Origin of the sequence: Pseudomonas sp. MF6394 (assembly GCF_002018845.1) — a bacterium.
In the GTDB taxonomy this organism is placed as follows: domain Bacteria; phylum Pseudomonadota; class Gammaproteobacteria; order Pseudomonadales; family Pseudomonadaceae; genus Aquipseudomonas; species Aquipseudomonas lactis.
Genome location: NZ_MVOJ01000003.1, coordinates 197,579 through 223,266 on the forward strand (window position 1 = coordinate 197,579; position 25,688 = coordinate 223,266).

The 25,688-nt window shown below is 60.7% G+C and carries 18 protein-coding genes; 6 read left to right on the forward strand and 12 right to left on the reverse strand.

Translation table 11 applies throughout. From position 1 onward, the window contains the following. Positions 1-76 precede the first annotated feature (76 nt). From MF6394_RS05445 to MF6394_RS05455, 3 genes are read right to left on the reverse strand one after another with little or no spacing between them, the layout of a single operon-like run. Positions 77-748: a GNAT family N-acetyltransferase gene (locus MF6394_RS05445; protein ID WP_047712113.1), complete on the reverse strand. Its 672-nt coding sequence runs from the start codon at positions 746-748 to the stop codon at positions 77-79. Between the two features lie 10 nt (positions 749-758). Then, positions 759-1,205 (reverse strand): GNAT family N-acetyltransferase, encoded by a 447-nt coding sequence (locus tag MF6394_RS05450; protein WP_078466291.1) that lies wholly within the window; start codon positions 1,203-1,205, stop codon positions 759-761. Then, a complete protein-coding gene (locus tag MF6394_RS05455) occupies positions 1,202-1,840 on the reverse strand; it encodes an FMN-binding negative transcriptional regulator (protein WP_044269972.1) in 639 nt (212 codons plus the stop codon). Before MF6394_RS05455 ends, MF6394_RS05450 begins: the two co-directional genes overlap by 4 nt. A gap of 87 nt (positions 1,841-1,927) precedes the next feature. Here MF6394_RS05455 and pdxR point away from each other — a divergent pair, with 87 nt between their 5' ends. Beyond that, on the forward strand, positions 1,928-3,466 hold the full coding sequence (gene pdxR / locus MF6394_RS05460; RefSeq protein ID WP_078466292.1) for a MocR-like pyridoxine biosynthesis transcription factor PdxR: 1,539 nt from the start codon (positions 1,928-1,930) through the stop codon (positions 3,464-3,466). 6 nt (positions 3,467-3,472) lie between these two features. On the opposite strand, the gene MF6394_RS05465 is transcribed toward pdxR, so the two are convergent. The 8 genes from MF6394_RS05465 to aspA form a co-directional block, all read right to left on the reverse strand. Further along, a complete protein-coding gene (locus tag MF6394_RS05465) occupies positions 3,473-8,083 on the reverse strand; it encodes a dermonecrotic toxin domain-containing protein (protein WP_078466293.1) in 4,611 nt (1,536 codons plus the stop codon). 177 nt (positions 8,084-8,260) lie between these two features. Next, a complete protein-coding gene (locus tag MF6394_RS05470; protein WP_078466294.1) occupies positions 8,261-9,352 on the reverse strand; it encodes a polyamine ABC transporter substrate-binding protein in 1,092 nt (363 codons plus the stop codon). Beyond that, positions 9,349-10,383 carry a histone deacetylase family protein gene (locus MF6394_RS05475; RefSeq protein WP_044269965.1) on the reverse strand — a complete coding sequence of 345 codons (1,035 nt, stop codon included), beginning with the start codon at positions 10,381-10,383 and terminating at the stop codon, positions 9,349-9,351. The genes MF6394_RS05470 and MF6394_RS05475 overlap by 4 nt, the downstream gene beginning before the upstream one ends. Before the next feature lie 127 nt (positions 10,384-10,510). Next, a complete protein-coding gene (locus MF6394_RS05480; protein WP_078466295.1) occupies positions 10,511-11,503 on the reverse strand; it encodes an AraC family transcriptional regulator in 993 nt (330 codons plus the stop codon). A 63-nt stretch (positions 11,504-11,566) separates the two neighbouring features. Continuing rightward, positions 11,567-16,204 carry a hypothetical protein gene (locus MF6394_RS05485; RefSeq protein ID WP_078466296.1) on the reverse strand — a complete coding sequence of 1,546 codons (4,638 nt, stop codon included), beginning with the start codon at positions 16,202-16,204 and terminating at the stop codon, positions 11,567-11,569. Positions 16,205-16,318: 114 nt separating this feature from the next. Further along, a complete protein-coding gene (locus MF6394_RS05490) occupies positions 16,319-17,296 on the reverse strand; it encodes an asparaginase (protein ID WP_078466297.1) in 978 nt (325 codons plus the stop codon). 76 nt (positions 17,297-17,372) lie between these two features. After that, the gene (locus tag MF6394_RS05495; RefSeq protein ID WP_034129133.1) at positions 17,373-18,818 is read right to left on the reverse strand and encodes an alanine/glycine:cation symporter family protein; all 1,446 of its coding nucleotides are present in this window, start codon (positions 18,816-18,818) and stop codon (positions 17,373-17,375) included. 392 nt (positions 18,819-19,210) lie between these two features. Next, on the reverse strand, positions 19,211-20,635 hold the full coding sequence (aspA, locus tag MF6394_RS05500; RefSeq protein ID WP_003195657.1) for an aspartate ammonia-lyase: 1,425 nt from the start codon (positions 20,633-20,635) through the stop codon (positions 19,211-19,213). 181 nt (positions 20,636-20,816) lie between these two features. Between aspA and MF6394_RS05505 the strand changes: the two genes are divergently transcribed. The 5 genes from MF6394_RS05505 (at position 20,817) to MF6394_RS05525 (ending at position 24,608) form a co-directional block, all read left to right on the forward strand. Then, positions 20,817-21,725: a LysR substrate-binding domain-containing protein gene (locus MF6394_RS05505; RefSeq protein ID WP_014720521.1), complete on the forward strand. Its 909-nt coding sequence runs from the start codon at positions 20,817-20,819 to the stop codon at positions 21,723-21,725. Between the two features lie 331 nt (positions 21,726-22,056). Next, positions 22,057-22,548, forward strand: coding sequence for a 5-(carboxyamino)imidazole ribonucleotide mutase (purE, locus tag MF6394_RS05510; protein WP_003195648.1), 492 nt, complete (start codon positions 22,057-22,059; stop codon positions 22,546-22,548). An 11-nt stretch (positions 22,549-22,559) separates the two neighbouring features. Continuing rightward, entirely contained in the window at positions 22,560-23,645 is a 1,086-nt protein-coding gene (locus MF6394_RS05515; protein WP_044269947.1) for a 5-(carboxyamino)imidazole ribonucleotide synthase, read from the forward strand. 105 nt (positions 23,646-23,750) lie between these two features. Continuing rightward, positions 23,751-23,996 carry a GlsB/YeaQ/YmgE family stress response membrane protein gene (locus tag MF6394_RS05520; RefSeq protein WP_003195642.1) on the forward strand — a complete coding sequence of 82 codons (246 nt, stop codon included), beginning with the start codon at positions 23,751-23,753 and terminating at the stop codon, positions 23,994-23,996. Positions 23,997-24,071: 75 nt separating this feature from the next. After that, positions 24,072-24,608, forward strand: coding sequence for a DUF3299 domain-containing protein (locus MF6394_RS05525; RefSeq protein ID WP_003195640.1), 537 nt, complete (start codon positions 24,072-24,074; stop codon positions 24,606-24,608). 143 nt (positions 24,609-24,751) lie between these two features. Here the strand turns inward: MF6394_RS05525 and MF6394_RS05530 are convergent, their stop codons facing one another. Next, entirely contained in the window at positions 24,752-25,651 is a 900-nt protein-coding gene (locus MF6394_RS05530) for a D-hexose-6-phosphate mutarotase (RefSeq protein ID WP_044269945.1), read from the reverse strand. Between the last annotated feature and the right edge of the window lie 37 nt (positions 25,652-25,688).

Consider the following 25,688-nt stretch of genomic DNA (forward strand, 5'->3'; position numbering starts at 1 on the left):
GGTTCAGTCACAGCAGTGTTGCCTGGCACTCCGTATTCGCGAGCAAGCCCGCTCCCACATTGTTTTATGGTGAGGTTCAGCCTCGGCACTCTGTGAGTGTCTTCAGTTGGCCCGAACCACTCTGGTTCGCCTCCGACAACCACGCCTCAAACCCGGCACCGACCTTCGGCCATTCCGAATCCAGGATCGAATACCACGCCGTATCGCGGTTCTGGCCTTTGACCACCATGTGCTGGCGGAATACCCCTTCAAAACTGAACCCCAAGCGCTCGGCTGCGTACTTGGACCGCGCGTTGCCGTTGTTGCACTTCCACTCCAGCCGACGGTAGCCCTGTTCGAACGCATACTTGGCCAGCAGGTACACCGCTTCGGTGCTTTTTGGCGAGCGCTGCATCGGTGCGCCGAAGGTGACGTGGCCGATTTCGATACGCCCTTGCGCCGGGACGATGGACATCAGGCTGAGGATGCCCTGGACCTGGCCCGTCGCACGGTCGATCACGCTGAAAAAGTACGGGTCGTTGTGGGCGGCGTGGTTGTTCAACCAGGCGTCGAAGGCACTGCGCTCGGTGAACGGGCCGTAGGGCAAATAATCCCACAGCTTCGGGTCGGCCCCTGGGCCTTCAAGGGCTTGCCACAGTTGGTCGGCATGGCGCGCCGGGTCGAGCTTTTCCAGGTGGATAAAACGCCCTTCAAGCAGGTGCGCGGTGGGCGCCGGGGCGCCTTTCCAGTCGGTGAGGGAAGTAGTCATGCTGCGCTCCTTAGAGACCTTTGCGAAATTGAATGAAGCCTGGGCGGTCGGCGATGCGCTCGTAGAGCTGGATCGCGGTGGCGTTGGTCTCATGGGTCAACCAGTGCACCTTGCAGCAGCCATCGGCCTTGGCGGTGGCGTAGACGAATTCAATCAACTGGCGACCCACGCCGGTGCCACGTTGAGCCGGGTCTACCAGCAAGTCCTGCAGGTAGCAGGAGTTCTCGATGCTCCAGTTGGAGCGATGGTAGATGAAGTTGACCATGCCCACCGCCTTGCCGTCCTGCCAGGCCAGTGCCGAATGGGTCGGCTCGCTGGGGTCGATCAGGCGTTGCCAGGTGCTCTGGCTGACGGCGTCCGGCAGTTCGGTGTTATAGAACTTCAAGTACGCCTGCCACAGCGGTAACCAGGCGGCGTGGTCAGCCGCTGTAACCTGGCGAATGTCGATCAAGCTCATTCTGAAACTCCTTGGGGAATAAAGCGGGCCAGGGTCTGGTCGCGTACATCGGCACTGGCGGCCAGGCCGTCACGCACACCGGCCATGTCGGCCGCGCTGCGGTTCTGGCTGAGTTTGCGTTTGCCCACTAGGCGCTCGATCGGCAGGGCGAAGCCGACGATGGCTTTGAGCATGCCGTCAATGTAGTCCGCCGGTGCGTCGCTGACACGCCAGGGTTGGGCGCGGCCGCTTTCATGGCGGTCGGTGAGGGCGGTGACCACCTTGAGCAAGCGCTCGGCGTCACTGAACACCTCAGGCGTGCCATAGGCGTGCACGGCGATGTAGTTCCAGGTAGGCACCACTTTGCCGTGCTCGGCCTTGGCGGGGTAAAACGCCGGGCTGATATAGGCGTCGGCACCGGCGAAGATCACCAGCGCCTCACTGCCATTTTGCAGCTCGCGCCATTGTGGGTTGGCCCTGGCCAAGTGACCGTACAGCGTGCCGTTGGGCCCTTCATCGGGGTTGAGCAGCAAGGGCAAGTGGCTGGCTTGCAGGCCGTTTTCACCCACGGTTACCAACTGCGCCAGACGGGTGTGCTGGATCAGTTGCTGGATTTCGGGCAAGTCATCGAGAGCAAAGGCGCGGGGTGTGTACATGGAGATTTTCCTTGGCGAATGCCTGCATCCTAGGCAGGCTATTGGTTCGTTGTAAGAGCCATCTAGCGCTATTTTCATAGGTCCAATATGCCGCCCATTTCGCCGCCGTTGTCCTTCAACCCCGCCGGTATCGAGTTGGACCGCCGCCAGGGCCTCACGCGCCAACTCTATGAGGCCCTGCGCCAGCGGGTGCTCGATGGGCGACTGGTCAGTGGCACGCGGTTGCCCGCAACCCGAGATCTGGCGGCGGCCTTGTCGATTTCCCGCAACAGCGTGGTGCGCGCCTACGATCAGCTGTATGCCGAAGGGTTTATCGAGAGCCGGGTAGGTGATGGCACCTACGTTGCCCAACTGCCGATGGCCAAAAAACTATCCACAAAAGTATCCACAGGGTTGTCAACAGGCTTATCCCCAGGGTTATCCACAAAATGGGCGAATTTACCCGAAGATTTGGACGATGAAGTTATCCACAGTGCCGGGTTGGCACGGGTAAAAGACCATCACTTGCCCCAGCCGCCTTTGGGGCCGCCTCGGGCCTTTCGCGTGGGTGTACCGGCCTTTGATCTGTTCCCGTTTGAGGTTTGGGCCAAGCTTAATGGGGCGTTCTGGCGCAAACCCGACCTGGAACAGCTGTGCTATGGCGACCCCGCAGGTGACGGCCGTCTGCGCGGTTTGATCGCTGCATACCTGCGCAGCTCGCGCGGCATGCAGTGCACGGCTGAACAAATTGTGATCACCAGTGGCGCACAGCAGGCCATCAGCCTTTGTGCACAGTTGCTGGTAGAGCCTGGGGACGGCGTGGCGGTGGAAAACCCCGGTTACCGCGCGGCCGGCCATGCATTCGCGTTGGCCGGCGGGCGACTGCATGGCGTGCCGGTCGACGGCGAGGGCATGGATTGCCAAGTGCTCGGTACTCTCAATGACTGCCGTGTGGCGTATGTCACGCCTTCCCATCAGTACCCGCTGGGGGTGGTGATGAGCCTGGCACGGCGCCTGGAATTGCTGGCCTGGGCCGAACGTTCAGGCGGTTGGATCGTGGAGGACGATTACGACGGTGAGTACCGCTACAGCGGCGCGCCGCTGTCACCGTTGGCTGCGCTGGATCGCAATGGCCGCGTGCTGTACGTCGGCACCTTCGGCAAGGTAGCGTTCCCGGCGTTGCGCCTGGGTTACCTGGTGTTGCCCCCGGGCCTGGTGCAAGCCTTCACCCGGCGCCGTGCCGTGGACGTGCGCCACTCCGAAGTCAGCACCCAGGCGGTGATGGCCGAGTTTATGGCGGCGGGGCATTTCCAGCGCCACATTCGCCGCATGCGCCGCGCCGCATTGAGCCGACGCAATGCTTTGCTGGCCGGTTGGCCCGATGGCTTGCCCGGCGTCGGGCCCTTGCCCAGCGTTGCGGCCGGGCTGCACATGACGGTGCGGGTGGAAAGCCTGGCACGTGAACAGGTACTGCTCGCCCAGGCCCATGCTGCAGGTGTCGAAATCAACGGCCTGAGCAGCTATTGGTTGGCAGGCGCCAGCCCACCTGCGGACCAGCGTGCCGGCCTGGTGATGGGGTTTGCCGCCGTGCCCGAAGCCGACATCGCACAAGCGCTGGCACGTTTGCATCAGGCGTGGTTGCCGTAAAGACGTTCAGGTGTTGAAGAACAGCGACTTGGCCAGTGGCTTGCCGATCTTGCGGCGGTGAATCTCGATGATGTCCCAGTCATTGGGGCCAGTGCGTTGATGAGACCCCCCGAGCCCTTGTTGTTCGCGAGTCTTGAGGTGGTCTGCGGTGAAATCCTCAAGGGCGGCATCCTTCGTCCCATAGTGAAAGTGCGCGTACCACAACACCCTGCCGCTCTCTTTATCGCGAATCTCGTACTCGTCCAGATAGCCCTTGTTGGGCCCTTTGAGTGCGCGGCGGCTCACGACCTTGACGATGCGGATCAAGCCTTGGCTATGCAGCCACTCCACGCGCTCGGCAGTGGGTGCTTGATGTTTGACCATCTCCAGGTAGGTTTTTTTGCCGAGCCGATAAAACCGTTGTGCCGCCTCGTTGAGCTTACGGTTGGTCGAGGCGGCGGAAGTGTGATCGCTCTCGGTAAGGTTGCGGCGAGTCAGGGCCTCTTCAATGTTGTTGGATGCGCTTTCAAGCCTCCTGGCATAGGCATTGAACATGTCTTGAATGTCCTGCGGTGCGTGCCAGGGCTTCCTGGAGAACCCCTGGTTTTTGCGGATTTCAGTCTGTTCTCCATCCAGTAGCGTTTGCCCGGCGTTGATGCTGGTGTCCAGGTCAACGGAGGCCGGCGCAGGTGGCTGTGACGAGGTTTTCTGCCGTTTGACCCACACGCCGGGCGCCTTTTCATGGAACGTGGCGATCACTTTGCCGGTGACGCCGGCCTTGATGTCCACCAGGCTGCTGTCGGCTTCACGCGGTTCGCCCATCACCAGGCCGTGATGGCGTGTCTTGATGACTTTGCGCCGTGGCGGGGGCTCTGCCTTTGAGGTGCCGGGCTTGGGTTCCAGCGCTTTTTTCTCGCGCAGAAGGTAAGCCAGGTCGCGCACGGCCCGCTGGCTGAATTCGCCAATCTGCTGGCGAAAGCTTTCCAAGCGAGGCTTGAGCAGGAACCGCGGGTAATCGGCGTGCAGGTCCAGCAGGCGCTGATCGGCGCTGGAAAATTGCTCAACCAGGCTGTCCAGGACGTCAATACGTTCATCCAGCGACGTACCGTTACCGCGTTCCACGATCTCAACGAAACTTTCGACGTTGAGTTCGGCGGTATCGACGACCTGGCCCATTCGCTCGCGCAGTGTGGCTGGGATCTGGCTTTGCGCTTCGTCGATACACAGGTAGCGGCCCAAGCTGATATCCAGCGCCTTGAGTTCGATAAGCGTGAACGAGGGCAATGATTCCATGGTTTTACGAATGACGGCTGCGCCTTCATCTCCCAGGGCTTTGAGATCGCCGAAACGCTCGTTGATGAACGCCAGGCGCTCGATGATCCCCCTGTTCAGAGTGGACAGGTTTTGTGCGCTTTGTGCCTGGTCCTGATAGTTAATATCTGCCTCGGCTTCAAGGACGGGCGACGACGACAGCAGCGCCTCCTTGTAGCTCACCAGTTGCTGTTCCAAGGCAATCTGAGTCAATTGCACTTGTTGCTTCAGGTAGCCGCTCATGTTGCTCTGGTAGGTGGGCACCGTGTCGATGATGCTCAAGGACTTCAACTGGTTGATCGCTTCGTCGTATTCGACCAGCCGGCCATCGACTTTACCGAGGAACGCACTGCGCTGCTGGTCGGTGGAAGGGCCGGCAGCGGCGTCCAGCGCGGGCTTGGATTCAAGCACGTCCAGTTGTTTGCTGGCGGCGACCGCATCGAAAGCGTTGAGCGAAGTCTTGAGCGCCGAAATGCGCGCAGGCTGATCGACCTTGACTGCCCGTCGACGGTTTCGAAGGCCCCCGCCGCGCAGTCGCAGCCGAACATCCACAAACCACTGGCCCGCCAGGTTGCCGATCAGCGGTGGGCCGGTGCGCGATGGGGTGTTCGGGTCGATGACGATGACGCTGTCATTGTCGTCGACCATCACCTCGAACCAACGCTTGCCCACCGGGGCATACCACTTGTCTGCAAGCGCATAGAGATTCAGGTGGCGACCGGGGGTTTTGTTCTGTTCGCCCAGTGCCTCAGGTTTGGTCACGCTGAAGCTGTCGAGTGTGCTGGCCAGGCCCAGGTGACTATGACTCAGGGCCCCGCTGATGTGCACCGGGCCTTGATGCTTGGCGGGTACTTGGCTGTCGGGAATATTGGCTTGTTGATCTGCGCTGAATGTTGCCTCGGGCACCGCAGGCTTATCTATCGTTTGGAGGGCGGTTGATTCGGATTCGGTCTCGACCTTGGGCGCCTCGAAATGCTCCAGTGCGCTAGGGTGGCGCAGAGCGATGTGCAGGGTCAGCGCCATGCCCAGGTTGAGGAATACGTCCACCAGCGCTGTCCAGGACGCGGGCGAGTCGTCCTTGTTCACCGCTTCCTCGGCGGCTTGCAGGTCGTCCATGATTTGCCAGATCCAGGCGGCGACGCCAAGGGTGCGGCCCATGAACGGCAATGCGGCATTGAATATCTGCCAGCCGGCATGCCGAAAGGTCGCCCAGCGCTTTTGCACGTTGGACACCGATTGGCGGGTTGCCAATTCGACCAGGGCATTGGCATTGGCCTTGAACAGCGTGGCCAGTGTGTCATTGCCCACTTCTTCATCGGTCAGCGTGATCGGGCCGCTCATGTACAGCACGGTCAGAGGCTCGACCAGCGCACGCACCACCGTCCAAGGCGACGGCACGGTGTCGGGAAACACGTATTGGGCGTAATTGAACCGTTGTGCCTCGGGCAGCCAGGCCAAAACCGATTCGCGCAACGATCGTTCATGTTTGATGGCGTACAGCAGGTTTTGCCGCGACGCAAATTGCAGCAGCGCCGGTTCAAGCAGGGGCCGATAGAGCACGCAGGGGCCAGCGTCGGACTGTCGTGGGCCGATCACGAACATATTGGCGACCCCATCTTGTTCATGCCCAGGGCGCAGGGTGGGCACGAACGCCAGGTTGCGGATGACGATAGGCTGCCCGTCCACCTGGCGCTCATGTTCCTCGGTACGCATCACCGCGGCGACATAGCGGTAACCGCGTTCATCGATACCGCCCTGTTGGCGAATCTTCATCTGCAGGGCCAGCAGCGGCAGTTGCACCTGCAAGTGGCTGGTGTAGAGCAGCTGTCGTCGGCTGGATTGCTGCGGGTCCTCGAGGAGTTTCTGTTTGACCAGGGCAGGGTAGTACTGGCCAATATCGATGTCTTCGATTACGTCTTTCAGGTAGCCGTAGGTCAGCCAGTCGGGTACGCCGTTGTCCTTGCCGTTGTAGTGCACCGTGGTATTGCCGGTGGGTAGGCCGGTGAGGTTATCCAGGGCCAGGTCGATCAGGCTGCGACGGGTAATGTCCACGGCACCGGGGATGATAAAGGTGCCCCACAGGACCGGGCTCTCGATGACGATCTCGATCTTGTCCAGGTTCAAGTGCGCGTTCTTTTTCGGGGCGCGGATGCGGCTTTGCAACTGGGTTCGCGCATAGTCACGAATGGCTGGAATGCCGTCCTGGAAGGTCTCGCCATGGTAGTGGGTGTGCAGGTGGGCCAGGTCGATCAGGTAGCGGCTGTAGGCGGCGGTATCGGAGTCTGATGCCGACGCCAGCCAGTTGGGAAGTTGTTGGTGAATGTCGCGGATACTCGACAGTTGATGATCGCTCATCTCTTCAATGCTGGGCACGATGCTCACCACGCCGGGGGCACGGGGTTGTTCCCGCACATCCGTCTCGCCGAAACTGGCAATCACCTGTATTTGCAGCGAAATCAGGATGCAGGCCAGGGCATCGAAGAAGTTGCCGTCGGGTTCATACAGGCGCCATTGCAAGGTGGTGTCTCGTTCTGGAGCACTCAGCCGGGCGGGCAACGAGGCACCGAACGCGGCCAATGATTCGAACGTTTCATACCCACTGACCAATGAGTAAGTGAGGACCATCTGGCGCTTCTGGTACTGGCCCACTAACACGGTGATGTCCATAAAGTTCACGTGGGTGGATTGACCCTCTGCCAGGATATCCACATCAACCAGGTAGGCATGACTGTTGTAAGGGTCTTTGCGTGAACGCTTGGCCCGGTCGGGTTCCTGAAACACCGTGCGCGCCATGGCGCACTCGTGTTCATCCAAGCCTTGCTCTTGGGTGAGGTTCCATACTTTGCGCAGGGCGTTGGAGAAGGACTGCCATCGCGGGCCGGCGGCGCCGTTGGATGCGTTCCAGAAGTCCAGTTGCTGTTCTTGGAACGCGGTGAACAGCAGGCCGGACAGCTCGTTGATCAGGCGTGCGATGGCGTCGATCTTCACGGCCAGGTGGACAGGTGCCGCAGCATTGGGCTGCAACGTCAGGAAGTGTTGGCCGTCAATGTAGGTGACTCTGTCGCTGGACAGCGCCTGACGCGCGAGCACCGACGTGAGCGATTCGACAAGCGCCGGGGCGCGTTCGACCGCCTCGCCGATCACCTCCCATTGAGGGCTGACCACCACAGCCAGGTCGGGGTCGATATTCAGCGTGGGATACAGCTCTTTGAGCGCCGAGCGCAGTGTGGTGGCGGCCACTTCACGGGTGGTGGGGCCAGTGGTCAGTTGGGTGAGCAGTTCATAGGTCGTCGGTGGGCGGTGGTTATTGGCGATGTCATTGGGCATGCGCAGCTCCTCTGCATTCGATGGCCCGGACGGGCTTCAGGAATGGGCAAGGTAGCGAGCGCCATGGCGGTGAAGGCGGTAGATACGTCGAGGCGCAACTGCTCAGTGCTGCAAGGGTGGCGAGGGCGCAAGCGGCCCTCGTTTTAAAGAAAAACGACCAACCAGAGAACCGGTGCGTTACTTCCCGGACTTGATCTTGGTCCAGGCCCGCGTCCTGGCGCGTTCGGCTTTGCTGTCCAGGGGCTTGAGGGTGTAGAGCGTGGCCATGGCCGCGTCGGTCGGGTACAGGTTGGGGTTGTTGCGAATGGCCGGGTCGACCAACCCGCTGGCGTCCTTGTTGGGGTTGGGGTAACCGACAAAGTCGCTGATCGGCGCGATCACGTTGGGTTGCAGCAGGTAGTTGATAAAGGTGTAGGCATCGCCCGGGTTTTTAGCGCCTTTGGGAATGGCGAGCATGTCGAACCAGATCGGCGCACCTTCCTTGGGCAGGCGCATGTCCACGGTCACGCCATTCTTGGCTTCCTTGGCGCGGTTGGCGGCCTGGGAAAAACTGCCGGAGTAGCCCACCGCCACGCAGATATCGCCGTTGGCGATGTCGGCCATGTATTTGGAGGAATGAAAGTAGGTGACGTACGGGCGGATCTTCATCAACAGCGCTTCGGCCTTGTCGTAGTCCTTGGGGTTGCTGCTGTTGGGGTCCAGGCCCAGGTGCTGCAAGGCCAGGGGCAGGATCTCCGAGGGCGAGTCCAGCAGGGCGACGCCGCATTGCTTGAGCTTGCTGATGTTCTCTTCCTTGAAGACCAGGTCCCAGCTGTCCACGGGCGCGTTGTCGCCCAGGGCGGCCTTGACTTTGGCGGGGTTGAAGCCGATCAGGATGGTGCCGTACATGTAGGGCACGGCGTACTGGTTGCCGGGGTCGTTGGCCTCGATCAGCTTCATCAGCTTGGGATCAAGGTGGTTCCAGTTGGGCAGTTGGCTGCGGTCCAGGGGCTGGAACACGCCGGCCTCGATCTGCTTGGCCAGGAACACATTGGACGGCACCACCACGTCATAGCCGGAGTTGCCGGTGAGCAACTTGGCTTCCAGCGCTTCGTTGGTGTCGAAGATGTCGTACACCAGCTTGATCGACGGGTGCTGGGCCTTGAAGTCTTCCAGCGCCTTGGGCGTGATGTAGTCGAACCAGTTGTAGACCTTCAGGGTTTTTTCTTCGGCCTGGGCTGCGCCGCTGACAACCACGGCGCACAGGGCGAGCGACTTGAGCGTGTTCATTGGGCTGCTTCCTCGAAACCTTCCAGCACGTTGACGGCATTGATGCCGATTTCTTCCACCGCGTAGCCGCCTTCCATCACGAACAGCGTGGGTTTGCCCAGGCGGGCAATACGTGCGCCCATGGCCAGGTAGTCCGGGCTGTCGAGCTTGAACTGCGAGATAGGGTCGTCCTTGAAAGTGTCCACGCCCAGGGACACCACGATGATGTCGGCGGCGTAGCGCTCGATCTCGGCGCAGGCCTGTTCCAGCGCGGCGCTCCAGGCCTGCCAGCCGGAGCCTGCTGGCAACGGATAGTTGAAGTTGAAACCAACGCCTGCGCCCTCGCCGTGCTCATCGGCATAGCCGAGAAAGAACGGAAACTCCGCCTCCGGATGGCCGTGAATCGAGGTGAACAGCACGTCGCTGCGCGCGTAAAAAATCGACTGCGTGCCGTTGCCGTGGTGGTAGTCCACGTCGAGGATCGCGACCTTTTTACAGCCCTGATCAAGGAATGCCTGGGCTGCGATGGCCGCGTTGTTGAGGTAGCAATAACCGCCCATCAAGTCGCTGGCGGCGTGATGCCCCGGTGGGCGGCACAGGGCGAAGGCACTGTGGGCGCCTTGCGCGATGGCGGCCTGCGCCGTAAGGGCCACTTGCGCCGCACTGTAAGCCGCTTGCCAAGTGCCTGCGGTGATTGGCGCGCCACCGTCGAAACTGTAATAGCCCAACTGGCCGTGCAGGCTGGTGGGCAACACGCGGCGCAACGTGCGCGCCGGCCAGGTGTAGGGCAGCAGGTCGCCGTCCTGGCCGTATTCGGTCCAGCGCTGCCAGGCGTCTTTGAAGAAGTCGAGGTAGTCGCGGCTGTGGATACGTTGCAGCGGCGCCAGGCCGAAATCCTGCGGCGCCTGCACCGGCCCCAGCTCCCGCTCTTTGACGCGTTGCAGTACATGGTCGGCGCGCGAGGGCATTTCGAAGCAGGGCATCAGTTGCCCGTCCATCAGCTCACAACGGCCATGGTGCAAATGATGATCGTCCGAGTAGATCGTCAGCATGTTGTTGTTCTCCAAAGGCTCAGGGGTATGCCATGCAGTGTTGCCAGACGCCGGGGTTTGGAGAACGGCAGGAGCGGCCAAAAGGGGATCGATATGGCCAATGTGTTTGTCCGCTATTCGCCCCTTGCTAGGGTCTGAACTGACTCGGCGCCACACCGCTCCAGCGCACGAACGCATGCCTGAAGCTGGCGGTCTCGCTAAAGCCCAGTTGTTCGGCGATGCGGTAGATCGGCAGGTCATCCTCCCCCAGTAACTGCTTGGCGCGTTCGAAGCGTAGCTCGTCGAGCAACTCTTGATAGCTGCACCCCAGATCATGCAAATGCCGGCGCAGGGTGCGTGCCGAACAGTTCATTTGCCCTGCCAGTCCATCCAGGCCCGGAGCGGCATTTAATTGCGCGGCCAGTAACAGGCGCACGCGCCCCAGCCAGGCCTGGCGACCGGTGAACTCGGCGTTCTGCCGACGGCAGCGTTCCACCATGGCGCAGTGGGTGACGGCATCGGCCAGCGGCAGGGGCTGGTCGAGCCAGTCACGGTCGAAGGCAAAGGCGTTAGTGGCGGCGCCAAATTGCAGCGGGCAGTCGAAGCGTTCGGCGTAGCGTGCTCGATAGTCGGGCGCTGGGTATTCAAAGCGTGCACCGAGCAATGGCAACGGCTGGCCGAGCAGGTCGTCGCAGATGACTTTCAGCGAGAGCAGGCAGAACTCGACATTGAAGGCGCCCAGGGCTGGGTCTTCGCGGTAGTCAGTGGCGCTGAACCAGACGCGCTGGCCATCCTCTTCCAGGCTCAGTTCAAAAAGTGTTCCCAACAGCGCCGGGTAGCGCAGGGCCAGGCGCAAAGCGTCACCGAAGGTGGCACTGGTGAGCAGTGCATAACCGAGCATGCCGTAGGACGACACATGCATGCGCCGGCCCAGTTCCAGGCCGATGTCCCGGCGCAACGCCACGGCATTGGCGCATACACGCATTTCCTGATGAGTGGTAATACGCGTGTCGGCGCGGCTCAGGTCGGCACTGGCGATGCCACTGCCAGCCAGCAGGGTCTGGCTGCAGATGCCGTCGGGCTTGAACGTCTCCAGGATCAGCGAGACCGCATTGAGGGTGGTCAGGTGTGAATGCAGCATGATCGAGTCCAGCCTGGGTTTGTCAGGCTGGAGCAAGTTATGTGCCGTTGTGCGAGCGCGCCGTCAATAGACCTCTGGCGGGAAAAACAAGCGCTGGGCTTGGGTCAGGTTGATGGAACTGCGGTAGTAGTCGAGCTGTTGCTCTGCGGTTAAGCCGGTGAGCGTGTCAGCTACCTCTTTGAGCTGTTGTTCTGCTGGGGTTTTGAGTCGTGCGTGAAGAAATCTATTGAGTGAAGCGTGGGCGCTCGAGTATTGGAAATGCGCATACCAGAGAGGTTTGCTGGTAGACAGATCAATGACCGCATACTCATCTTGATAGCTCCAAGTGGCGCCCTTGAGGGGCTGGCGGGTCATGATCTTTTTGATCGCAATTTCGCGGTGGTTAATGAGCCAATCGACATGGGCAATGGTCGGAGGCTGTCGCTTGATGAGCTTGGCCACGGTTTCAGTGGCCCGTTCGTAAAGTGCTTTTGTGGCGGCTTTGAGTCTTCTGCGCAGGTCTGCGCTGGACTGCTTGGTTTGCGCCGTGACTTTGGCTTTGATCAATGCCTCGTCGATATCTTGCTTGCTGCGTTCGAGCAACCAGGCGTGCTGGTGAAACATGTGCTCGATGCCAATGGCTGTGCGCGAGGGATCGTCGGCTTGTTGGCTGGCGCGTTCTTGAAACTTCGGCAATTGGGCGAGTAATTTTTCGCCCGCGGTGGTGGCGTCGTGGAGCGTGAGCGCTGTAGATGTGGCCTGTGCCGGGGACGTTTCGATGTGCTCGACCCACATGCCCGGGGTCTTCTCATGAAAGGTAGCCAGGACCTGGCCGGTTATCGGGGACTTGATATCAACGAACTTTGATACGGTCCCTATCGGGTCCAAGCGGGGTTCGCCAATCAGCACGCCGTTGTAGCGTGTCTGGATAAACCTCTTCAGCGGCCTGGGCGGCGTAGGAGGAGGGGTGGGCTTGATGCGCTTCAGGTTCTGTTCCTCGTGCAGCGGGACAAGTGCCGCCTTGGCGCGATTGGCGAACCCTTGCAGCGATTGGCTCAGGCGTTTCAAGGGTTGGGCCTGGATCTGCTCGGAGAACTCTTGAGAAAGGTCCTGCAAGCGCTCATCGATGAACTTGAATTGCTCCACCAGGTTGCTCAAGGCGTCAATACGCTCGTCCAGGCGATATTCGCTTCGCTCATCCAGGGTGTCACGCAGGGTCTGTACTGCAACGTCGGCGCTGTCGAGCGTGTCGTTGAGCAACTCCCAGGCCTGGGGTTCGGTGGTGAGGGATTCAGGGGCCAGGCACAAGTGACGGGCCAACGTCACCTGCAGGGCCCTGAGATCGTCGCTCGTATAGCTGGGCAGTTTGCGCTGGCGCTCTCTGATCACGTCGAATCCGGCCGGGCCGAATTTGCGCAGCTCGGTGAAGCGTGATTGAGCGTAATCCAGGCGCTTGATCATGCTGTCGCTCATCTCGACGACCTGTTGGTGGTCGGCGATATCGCTGGTATGAGGTGACGGTGCATGGGTTGGGAGCTGGTCCAGGACGGGCGAGAGTTTTGGCGCAAAGGTGATGAGCTCTTCGTTTACCCCCGCTTCATTGAGTTCCAGTTGAGCCTGTAGGTAACCAATGGCTTTTATCTGGAATTCAGGCTCCGAGGTGAAGACGGCCATGGTCAGCAAGTGTTGGCGTGCTTTTTCGTAGTCTTCTGATTGGCGATTGAGCGTGTCCAGGTAGGCCTGGCGTTTGGCTTGGGCACTGGTACTGGGGGCCTCGTCCATTGCTTTGCGGGTTTCTTGCAGTAGGTTCTGCTGGTTTTTTTTTGCGGTTTCAAACGCTTTCAATTTCCTGCGCGATGCGTCGGCTTCGCTGATTGCCAGGTCCTTGGCGGTATTTTTCAACCGATCGGTACTGGATTTACGCAGGCGTATCCGGTGATCGACGGACCATTGACCCTGGGCGTTGTGAACCAGCATGGGCCCGATGCGGTGGGGCTGGTTGGGGTCAATGACAACGATGTTTTTATCATCGTCCACTTTCACCATGAACCAGTTTTTGCCGACGGGAGCGTAGTGCTGCTCACCCAACTGATACAGGTATTGGTCAGCAGCCGGCTGGTCTATCACGGTGCCGAGGTCATCGGGTTTTTCTATTTTAAAGCCTTCAAGCATCGAGGTTTCCAGCGCTGGCGTGCGGTTGATTGCGCCGCTCGTGTTCAGCGCGATCTCGTGATCGGGAGGCGGGGCCAGAGAGGTGCGCTCAGGCAGTTGCTCGACGGTGAAGCTTATCGTGCTGGAGGGGCCTGGCGTTTCAGGCGCAAGCTCGGTCGTCTTGACCTTGGTGGGCTCGATCCTGGCCGGTTCGAACTTAGGTCTGCTGCGCTGGGCGCTGTGCAAGGTGATCGCCATGCCCAGGTTAAGCAGCACGTCGGTCAGCGCCGACCATTGTGCGGGTTTATCGCCTTCCTCATGCGCCTGGGCAAAGGTATCCAGTTGTTCGACGATTTGCCAGATCCATGCGCTAGTGCTTGCCACGCGCCCCATAAAGGGCAGGGCCGCGTTGAAGAGCACCCAACCGGCTTGCTTCAACGTGTCCCAGCGGCGTTCGGCATTCGATACCGACTGGCGGTCCGCCAGTTCAACCAGCGCATTGGCATTGCTATCGAACAGTGTCTTGAACCTATCCCCATTGAGCACCTCCTCACCAAGATTCACGGGGCCGCTATAGGTCCATAGATCGCTGGGGTTGACCAGAAACTCGGCGACAAGCCATGGCGAAGGCCAATGACTGGTAAAGACATAATTGGTGTAGTGGTGACGCACCGAGTCCGGTAGCCAGGTAACCACCGAGTCTCGCAAAGTGCGCGACTGGCTGATGGCATACAGTAAGTTCGCCGGTGATGGATATTGCAGCAACGCGGGTTCAAACAACGGGCGGTACAGCACGCAAGGGCCGTCTTGCGCATTTTCTGGGCCGATGATGTACATGTTGGTGACATCATCGTTGCTGTTGATGAGCCGGCGCTTGGGGTTGAAGCTCAGGCGTCGCATCACGATGGCTTTGCCGTCGACGTATTGGTCGCCGCTTTCGTCCTGCATCACAGCTACGACGTAGCGGTAGCCGCGCTCGTCAATCCCGCCAATGCGGCGGATCTTGTGCTGCAAGGCCAACATCGGCAGCTGGACTCGCAGGTGATCGCGGTACAGTTTTTTGCGACGTGAGGCCTCAGCCGAGTCATCCAGCAGTTTGCTGCGGATCAGTTTTGGGTAGGTGGCACCGATATTACAGCGGCTGATCAGTGTTTCAAGGTAAGCCACGGTGATCTGATTCGGTATGGAGTGGCCGACGTCGCTCAGCAACGTTTTATTACCGGTGGGCAGTGCAATCAGGTTTTGCAGGGCCAGTTCGGCAAGGCTGAACGTGGTGGTTTCGTACTGCCCTGGCACGGTGAAAAGGCCCCACACCACCAGGCTCTTGACCTGGATTTTCAGCTTGTCGAGCTTCAGGTGTTGCAGGGTCGGGTGGTCCTTGAGCAGCTCGGTTTTCAACTGGTCCAAGGCGAATTGATGAATGCTGGGAATACCGTCCTCATAGGTCTTGCCGGCATTCAGGCTATTGAGCGCGGCCAAGTCCTTGAGGTGGCGTGCATAGAGTGATTGATCGCTGGCAGAGGCATCGGTCAGCCAGTCTGGCAGCAGGGTTTGATACCAGCCCGGCCCCGGGCCCTTGGCAACCGATTTTTCGGCAGGCGTCGGGAGTGTGAGCAGGGGTGACTGTTGGGTGCTGGGCTGTTTGCCATCACTGGTTTTGAGACCTTCCACGGTCTCAAGCTGCAGGGCGATCAGCTTGCAGGCTGCGTGTTCGAAAAAATCGCCGTCGGGTTCATAAAGGCGCCACTCCAGGCGATCAAAGGCCTCGGGTTGCTCCAGGTGATCCTTCAACGAATCGCCTAGCTGTTGGTAGGTGTCGTATTTCTCGTATCCCTTGAAGGGTGAGTAACAGAGGATCAGCGTTTTGTCTTCGAGTTTGCCCTCCAGCACGGTCATGAACACTTGGTCGGTGTGCTGCGTCTTGGAACCTTTGACCAGGTCGGCATCAATCAGGTAAGCGCGGCTGCTATAACGATTTTTGTCTTGGCGAGCGGCGCGGGTGGGTGCATGGAACAGCGTGCGGGCCATCGTGCAGTCTTCGTCGGTCCAGGCATCGACGTGTTGCACATTCCAGGCTCCGCGCAGGCTCTGGGCGAGTGTTTGCCAGCGAGGACCGTTGCCGTTGCTTTGGTTCCAGAACGTTATCAGCTGTTCCTGAAAGGCCCGGTAGACCACCGGCGCCAGGGTGTTGATCAGGTTGGCGACTTCGACAATACGCACGGGCAAATGAAGCGGGGGGTCGGTTACCGGCTTCAGGGTCAGGAAGTGATTGCCCTCGACGCACAGCGTCGGCACTTTGAGGATGGCCTGCCGGGCCAGGATGCTGCTCAGGGTTTCATAATGTGTTGGCCCCGGCACGATCTGGTCATCGATGAGCTCCCAGGTGGAAGTGCCCATCAGTGTCATGGCCGGGTCGATGTCCAGGTCGGGGTATTTCTCCAGCAAAGACTGGCGCAGCAGTTCGCGAGCCGCTTCCCGGAACGAAGGTCCGACGGACAGTTGAGTGGCCAGTTTGTGTGTTTCAGTGTCTGGAGGCGTTTGCTGCGAGGGTGTGGAACTGGAGGTCGTCATGCGGGCATCCCTGTCTTGCCGATCAATGGAAAAGCCGAGCGCAGGCTCGGGTATTCCATGTTAGGTATCGGCAAGCAGGGAATTGCAGTGCTTATGTAGGGCTGTCTTAAGCGTTCAAGCTGGCTGGGTATGCAAGTCCAGCTCTACCAGGCGCCGCACTTGCTCCACGGTAAGGCCGGCACCGAGCAAGGCGTGCAACTTGCCGAACGCGGCTTCGCGGGTCATCCCACCGCCGGACAACACGCCGGCGCCCCGCAAGCGGCTGCCGGCCTCGTAGACATCCAGGTCCACACCGCCTTCATGGCACTGAGTGATGGCGACCACCACCACCCCTTGATCCTGCGCACGCTGCAAGCTGGCGAGGAATTGCGGGTTATCGCTCGGCCCGGTGCCGCTGCCGAAGCACTCCAGCACCAAGCCCTGAATGCCGCTGCCGATGATTGCGTCCAGCTGTGCAGCCTCGAAACCGGGTATCAGCGGCAGTACGCCGACGTTCGCCAAGGCTTTGGGCTGGCGGTAATCCAGCGCTGCCGGCAGGGAGTCGGCACGGGCGAAGTCGTCCTGGCGTTGCAAGGCTGCGAACGGGTTGCGCCCAAAACTGCGAATCTTCGCGCAGCGGGTCGGCGCCATCAACGCGCCGTGGAAGTACAGGTGCACCCCCGGCTTCAACCCTTCGCCCAAGGCCGTCAACGCACCGCTGACGTTTTCCCAGGCATCGCTGTCGGGCACACCGGCTGGCAGCATCGAGCCGGTGAACACCACCGGCACCGGCAGGCCCAGCAGTTGGAAGCTCATGGCCGCCGCGCTGTAGGCCAGGGTGTCGGTGCCGTGCAGGATCAGCACGGCGTCGCAACCGGCATCTACCGCCTCGACCACGGCGCTGCGCAGGCGTTGCCAGTAGGCAGGGTTCATGTTGGCGCTGTCGATCAGTGGTGACATTTCCTGGAAGCGCCACGCGGGCAGGTCTGCGCCCGCAAACTGTTCACGCATGCGCACTTCAAAACCAGACGCGGGCGCCAGGCCGTTGGCGCTGGCCTGCATGCCAATGGTGCCGCCGGTATAGAGCACCATCACGTTATTAGCTGATTGCATCGAAAATCTCCTGAACGAAAAACGCCGCCGGGCCCAGAGCATGCCCAAGGCCGAGCGGCGTGTCATCTGGCTGCGATTAACGTTGCGCTTGAGCGCTCAGTTCCGCTGCCGGGGCCGCCTCGGTTTTCACCGGGTTGGCCGGCCAGGCCTTGCGGTCCAGGTCCAGGTCAGGGAACTGGCTGGAATCGAACACCGGGGTCTTGATACCCGCCGCGCGCTGGTTGTCGTAGTCGTTGAGGATGCGCATGGCAATCTTGAACAAGAACGCCAGGGCGAACAGGTTGACGAACGCGAGCATGGTCATGGTGATGTCGGCGAAGGCGAACACCGTGCTCAGGTTCTCGATGGAACCCCAGAAAATCAGCACCAGCACCAAAGCGCGATAACCCATCAGCACCTTGCGGTTGTTACCGACCAGAAAACGCAGGTTGCTCTCGCCCAGGTAGTAGTTGTACATGATCGAGGTGAACACGAACAACGCCAGGGCCACGGAGATGAACATGCGGCCCCAGTCACCTACTACCGCCGCCAGGGAGTTCTGGGTCAGGGCAATGCCGTCGCCTTCAAAGCCCGGGGTGTAGAAGCCGGACAGCAGGATCAGCAACGCCGTGCAGGTGCAGATCACGAACGTATCGAGGAACACGCTGAACGCTTGCACCACGCCTTGGGCGATCGGGTGTTCTACCGACGCCACTGCCGCCACGTTAGGCGCACTGCCCAGGCCTGCTTCGTTGGCGAACACGCCGCGCTTCACACCCATGATGATCGCACTGCCCACCAGGCCACCGAAGGCTTGGTCGAGACCGAAGGCGCTCTTGACGATGGTCGCGAGCATGGCCGGTACGTGGTCGAATTGCAGCACGATCACGTACAGAGTCACGGCGATGTAGACCAGGGTCTTGACCGGCACCAGCAGGTCGGCGATCGAGGCGATACGCTTGATCCCGCCGATGAACACCAGGCCCAGCAACACCGCCAGCGCAAGGCCGGTGTAGGTGGTGTCGAGGCCAAAGGCGTTGTTCAGCGAGTGGGTCACAGCGTGGGCTTGCAGGCCGTTGAAGGCAAAGCCGAAGGTCACCAGCAGCAGGAACGCCATGACCATCCCCAGCCAGCGCTTGTGCAGGCCGTGCTGGATGTAATACGCCGGGCCACCACGGTAGGTGCCTTCAGCGTCGGTGCGTTTGTACAACTGGCCGAGGGAGCACTCGATAAAGCTCGAAGACATGCCCACCAGCGCGGTGACCCACATCCAGAACACGGCACCCGGGCCACCCAGAGTCACGGCAATGCCGACACCGGCGATATTACCGGCACCCACGCGGCCCGCCAGGCTGAGCATCAGCGCCTGGAACGAACTGAGTTGGCCGGCGCTGCTCTTGAGGCTGTCTTTAAACACCGAGAACATGTGGAAAAAGTGACGCAATTGCACGAAACGCGAGCGGATCGTGAAATAACCGCCGAGCCCGACTATGAGCACGATCAGTACTTTCCCTGAGAGGAAGTCGTTGATGACTTCGAGCATGGAGTGTTCCTCGCTGATTTTTCTAATGGCAAACGCAGGACGGTCCGACGCATCGCTCGGCACCAGGCAGTGCACGACGCTCGATCCCCATCCTTTTGCGGGTGTTGTTATTCATGCGCTTTCGCGGTGTACCCGGGCCTCGTTACCGACGGCCGCAGACGCGAAGAGGGGCGGCACTATACCTAGGCGAGCGTGATCCGTCTGCACGGGGCGATTAAAGGTTTCAGCGCGGTCGCGGAAGGGGAGGAAGGTTTGCGGTGCGATATTAGATTTTTTATGGGCGTCATGGAGCAACCTCAAGGCAAAAAAAAGGGCCTGAAGAACGAGCCTTCAAGCCCTCAAAAGGTGAGAGGTGTCTAGTCCCTCAACCTGGTGAGCGGTGCAACAAACGCTTAGGCCTTCAGCGGGACCAAGCGTGGGGCAATCATGTTTTCCGGGCGCAGGATGTCGTCGAGCATGGCGTCGTCGAGCAAGCCTTCTTCACGCACCAGTTCCAGCACGCCGCGCCCGCTTTCAAGCGCGATACGCGCAATGCGGGTGGCGTTTTCATAGCCGATGTACGGGTTCAGCGCGGTGACCAGGCCGATGGAGTGTTCCACCAGTTCGCGGCAGCGGGCTTCGTTGGCGGTGATGCCGACGATGCAGTGCTCGCGCAGCATGTCCATGGCGCGTTGCAGCAGGCGGATCGAGTCGAAGATCTTGAAGGCGATCAGCGGCTCCATCACGTTCAACTGCAGTTGGCCGCCTTCGGCTGCCATGGTCAGGGCCAGGTCGTTACCGATGACCTGGAACGCTACCTGGTTGACCGCTTCCGGGATCACCGGGTTGACCTTGCCGGGCATGATCGAGCTGCCTGGCTGGCGAGCCGGCAGGTTGATCTCGTTGATGCCGGTGCGTGGACCGCTGGACAGCAGGCGCAGGTCGTTGCAGATCTTCGACAGCTTCACGGCAGTACGCTTGAGCATGCCGGAGAACAGTACGAAAGCGCCCATGTCGGAGGTGGCTTCGATCAGGTCGGCCGCCGGTACCAGCGGCTGACCGCTGATGGTGGCCAGGCGTTGTACGGCGAGGGCCTGGTAGCGCGGGTCGGCGTTGATGCCGGTACCGATCGCGGTGCCGCCCAGGTTCACTTCGGTCAGCAACTCTGGCGCCAAGGTTTTCAGGCGGGCCAGGTCTTCACCCAGGGTGGTGGCGAACGCGCGGAATTCCTGGCCGAGGGTCATCGGCACGGCGTCTTGCAATTGGGTGCGGCCCATTTTCAGCACATGGCTGAACTCGGCGCCTTTGGCGGCGAACGCCTGGATCAGGCTGTCGAGGCTGGCCAGCAGCGCGTCATGGCCCAGCAGCAGACCCAGGCGGATCGCGGTCGGGTAGGCGTCGTTGGTCGACTGCGCCATGTTCACGTCGTTGTTGGGGTGCAGGTACTGGTACTCACCCTTCTGGTGACCCATGGCCTCCAGCGCGATGTTGGCGATGACTTCGTTGGCATTCATGTTGGTTGAAGTGCCAGCGCCGCCTTGAATCATGTCCACCACGAACTCTTCGTGGAAATCGCCGCGGATCAGACGAGCACAGGCTTCGCTGATGGCAGCGTGCTTGGCTTCGCTGAGCTGGCCCAACTCGCGGTTGGCGTCAGCCGCTGCTTGCTTGACCATTGCCAGACCGACCACCAATTTCGGGTAATGCGAAATCGGAACGCCCGAGAGACGGAAGTTATTCACCGCTCGCAGGGTCTGGATGCCGTAATACGCTTGAGCCGGTACTTCGAGTACGCCAAGCAGGTCTTTTTCGGTACGGAAAGATGCAGCAGAGGACATGACGGAAATCATCTCAATATGGACCCGGGACTGGCCGGAACGCTGCGAATGCTAGGCTTGTAGAACTTTTTGGGCCAATGCTGTTAAACACTGGCCTATGCACAAACGGCATAATGTGGATGTGACCCGGTTATCTTGGCGGGCGTGTGTGCCAAAATGGTGCATTCCGTGGGAGGCAGTGATGAACCTTGAGAGCAAGTGGTTGGAAGACTTCAGCGCCCTGGCGGCGACGCGTAGTTTTTCCCAGGCGGCTGAGCGGCGCTTTGTCACCCAGCCGGCGTTCAGTCGGCGTATCCGCAGCCTGGAAGCCGCGTTGGGGCTGACGCTGGTCAACCGTTCACGCACGCCGGTGGAGCTGACAGCGGCCGGGCAGTTGTTTCTGGTGACGGCGCGCACGGTGGTCGAACAGCTGGGCGAAGTGCTGCGCCATTTGCATCACCTGGAAGGCGGGCAGGGCGAAGTCATGCAAGTGGCGGCCGCCCACTCCCTGGCCTTGGGGTTCTTCCCGCGGTGGATCGCGCAGTTGCGCAACGAAGGGCTGAACATTGCCACGCGGCTGGTGGCCACCAACGTCGGCGACGCCGTGCACGCCCTGCGCGAAGGCGGTTGCGACCTGATGCTGGCGTTCTATGACCCGGACGCGGCGATGCAAATGGACGCCGAGATTTTCCCGTCGCTGCACCTGGGTAACACCGAAATGCTCCCGGTGTGTGCCGCCGATGCCGATGGCAAGCCGCTGTTCGACCTGGAAGGCGAGGGCAGTGTGCCGCTGCTGGCCTACAGCGCCGGCGCGTTCCTGGGCCGCTCGGTGAATTTGCTGCTGCGCCAGCGTGCCCTGCGCTTTACGACCATTTACGAAACCGCCATGGCCGACAGCCTCAAGAGTATGGCGCTGGAAGGCTTGGGTATCGCCTGGGTGCCGCAGTTGAGCGTACGTGCGGAGTTGGCACGCGGCGAACTGGTGGTGTGCGGCGGGCCGCAATGGCATGTGCCGCTGGAGATTCGCTTGTATCGCTGCGCGTTGGTGCGCAAGGCGAATGTGCGGTTGTTGTGGCGCAAGCTGGAAGGTGGGGCCGCGCAAAGCGCTTGAGCCCAGCGCAGAACACATGTGGGAGCTGGCTTGCCTGCGATAGCGGTGTGTCAGCCAACCTATTTGGCACTGATCCACTGCTATCGCGGCAAGCCAGCTCCCACAGGATTTCGTGGTGTTTTCGCTGACTCTTGAGTCAATAAAACCGCCACTTTGCGCCGCTAGACAGATGGTCATCCCAGGGGCTGTTTATCTGGATTATTACGGTATACTGCGCGGCCTTCGGCCGGTCCAACCGGCCTTAATTCGTACACCAAGCCACGCCGGATTTCCTGCGTGGCTTGTTGTTTTTTGACGCGCCTGCGGGCGCCCAGAGAGAAGAGGCACGACGATGAGTGCATTGGTTGGCGTGATCATGGGCTCCAAGTCCGATTGGTCCACCCTTAGCCACACCGCCGATATGCTGGAAAAACTCGGCATTCCGTACGAAGTGAAGGTGGTCTCCGCCCACCGCACCCCGGACTTGCTGTTCCAGTATGCCGATGAAGCAGAATCCCGTGGCATCGAGGTGATCATCGCCGGTGCTGGCGGCGCTGCGCACTTGCCTGGCATGTGTGCGGCCAAGACTCACCTGCCCGTACTTGGCGTGCCGGTGCAGTCGTCGATGCTCTCGGGCGTGGATTCGCTGTTGTCCATCGTGCAGATGCCGGCCGGCATCCCGGTGGCAACCCTGGCGATCGGCAAGGCCGGCGCGATCAACGCAGCCTTGCTGTCGGCCAGTATCCTGGGCGCCAAGCACCCGCAGTTTCATGCGGTGCTGAAAAAATTCCGTGCTGAGCAGACAGACAGCGTGCTGGACAATCCAGACCCACGCATCGCCTGAGGTTGTTATTGATGAAGATCGGTGTAATCGGTGGCGGCCAACTGGGCCGCATGCTGGCTTTGGCGGGTACGCCGCTGGGGATGAACTTCGCTTTCCTGGACCCGGCGCCGGACGCCTGCGCTGCGGCCCTGGGTGAACACCTGCGCGCTGACTACAGCGACCCGGACCACCTGCGCCAACTGGCCGATGAAGTCGACCTTGTGACCTTCGAATTCGAAAGCGTCCCGGCTGAAACCGTGGCCTTCCTGTCGCAGTTCGTGCCGGTGTACCCGAGCGCCGAAGCCTTGCGCATCGCTCGCGACCGCTGGTTCGAAAAGAGCATGTTCAAGGACCTTGGCATTCCGACACCCGCCTTCGCCGATATCCAGTCCCAGGCCGACCTGGACGCCGCAGTCGCCAGCATCGGCCTGCCGGCGGTGTTGAAAACCCGCACCCTGGGTTACGACGGCAAGGGCCAGAAAGTCCTGCGCACCGCCGCCGATGTGGTCGGTACCTTTGCCGAGCTGGGCAGCGTCGCCTGCCTGCTGGAAGGCTTTGTGCCGTTCACCGGCGAAGTGTCGCTGATCGCCGTGCGGGCCCGTGATGGTGAAACCCGCTTCTACCCGTTGGTGCACAACACCCACGACAGCGGCATTCTCAAGCTTTCCGTGGCCAGCACCGACCACCCGCTGCAGGCCCTGGCCGAAGATTATTCCAGCCGCGTCCTCAAGCAACTGGATTATGTCGGCGTGATGGCGTTCGAGTTCTTTGAAGTCGACGGTGGCCTGAAGGCCAACGAAATCGCCCCGCGTGTGCACAACTCCGGGCACTGGACCACCGAAGGCGCCGAGTGCAGCCAGTTCGAAAACCACCTGCGGGCGGTGGCGGGCTTGCCGTTGGGCTCCACGGCCAAGATCGGCGAGAGCGCCATGCTCAACTTCATCGGTTCTGTGCCGCCGGTAGAGCGCGTGATGGCGATCGACGATTGCCACGTGCATCACTACGGCAAGGCCTTCAAGGCCGGGCGCAAGGTCGGCCACGCCAACCTGCGTTGCAAGGACCGTGCGACGTTGCAGGCGCAGATCCTCAAGGTTGAAGCGCTGATCGCCGAACAATAAGCCTGGCCCTGGCGGGAACCATTGGGGTTCTGTGTCTCTCTGATTGCAGGATGCCAAAGCCTGACTAGGCTTTGGCATGACTCATACCAATCAGAGGGAAATGCCATGGGTATCATCGGAACCATCTTTATCGGCTTGATCGTCGGCCTCCTGGCGCGCTTCCTCAAGCCTGGCGACGACAGCATGGGCTGGATCATGACCATCCTGCTGGGTATCGCCGGTTCCCTGGCCGCGACCTACGGCGGTCAGGCCCTGGGGATCTACCAGGCAGGCCAGGGCGCAGGCTTCATCGGCGCGCTGGTAGGTGCCATCGTGTTGCTGGTGATCTACGGCCTGGTCAAAAAGAAGTAATCAGCCGACAAAGTCCTCTGCGCTGCGCAGGCGCAGAGGGCTAGAATGCTCGGCACTTATTTGCCGAGCCTCTCCATGCGCCGTCTTCTGTTAACGCTTCTTCTGCTGGGCTCTGGCCTGGCGCACGCTGGCGAACTGCCGGAAACCGACTGGCTCGACCTGATGCCGCTGTCGGATCAGAAAGCCCTCGAGGCCATGCCCGAGATCGACCACAACTCCCCCGAAGCCCAAGGCACGTTCACCGAAAAGGGTGGCTTGAAGCAGAGCAAGGGCCTGCCTGCGGTGATGTATTCCACCAAGACCGTGGCGGCCATGAACGGCAAGAATATCCGCATTGGTGGGTATCCGGTGCCGTTGGAAACCGACGCAAAAGGCCGCAGCACGTTGTTCTTTCTGGTCCCGTATCCGGGCGCCTGCATCCATGTGCCGCCACCGCCGCCTAACCAACTGGTGCTGGTGCGCTATCCCAAGGGGCTGAAGCTCGATGATATCTACACGCCGCTGTGGGTCACGGGCACGTTGAAGGTGGAGAAGGTCAATAATGACTTGGCGGATGCCGCGTATGCGCTGGAGGCGGGGAAGGTGCGGGTAGTAAAGGAATCTGATCTCTAAAGCCCAATACATAACCAATGTGGGAGGGTCCTGAACTCTGTAGGAGCGAGCTTGCTCGCGAAAAACGTCAACGATAACGCGTGTTTCCTGAATAAACGCGGCGTCTGTGGGTTTTTCGCGAGCAAGCTCGCTCCTACAATTTACTACAGGGTGATCGCGGTGATGCTTACGCCCAGAGTGTGGCTTTCGCCGGGCGCCAGGTTCACCACATCATCCAGCACATTCGCTGTCTCGATGCACAACATACCCTGCCAGCCGTCATCGGCCATATCGTCGAAAGCCTTGGCGCGTTCGGTCCAGGGGTTCCAGACCACGGTGGATTTGGAGCCTTCGCTGGTGAGCTGGATACGGCGCTGCCAGTCGCTATCAACGATATTCAACTGTGCAGGCGTATTCAGGTAAATGCGGTCTGTCTCGGCGCGAAAGTGCAGCAGCCCGGCTTGCTGCTTCTCGGCCCACCCATCGGCGGTATCGATGTAATCCACGCCATCCAGGCCCTCGACCTGCACCTTGCGCACATCGCTCACGGCGAAGTAGGTGTGCAATGCCTGGCTGAGGGTCACGGTGTCGGTGCCACGGTTGTGACTGGTCAGGCGGATATGCAGGTGATCGTCCAGCAGCAGGCTCAGCGTCAGGTCTACCTGATGGGGCCAGCCTGGAAAGCCGCCCGCCGGCACCGGCAATACCAGGTCCACTCGCAGCGTCTGGCCGTCGAGTTCGGTGGTGGCCAGCTCCCAACGCGCGGTGCGCACAAAACCGTGGGCGCCGGCAGGCTGATCGCTCTGGCGCATGGCTTTGACGCTTTGCGGGTTGCGGTCGAACACCCCAAACCACGGCCAGCACACCGGTACGCCGGTACGAATGCCTTTGCCCTGCTTGAACACGGCCTCAGGGTTCGGCCAGATCAGCGGCTGTTCGCCCTCGCGCTGGTAACTGAAGATATGCGCACCCTGTTGGGCCACCATCAGCTCGGCACCGTTGTGGCGGATGCGCCAGCAGTCCAGCTCGTCGATTTTTACCGTCTCAACGTGGGGCGTAGGCATGACAAAGCTCTCTTAATGGCAGGCAATGGGGCAATTG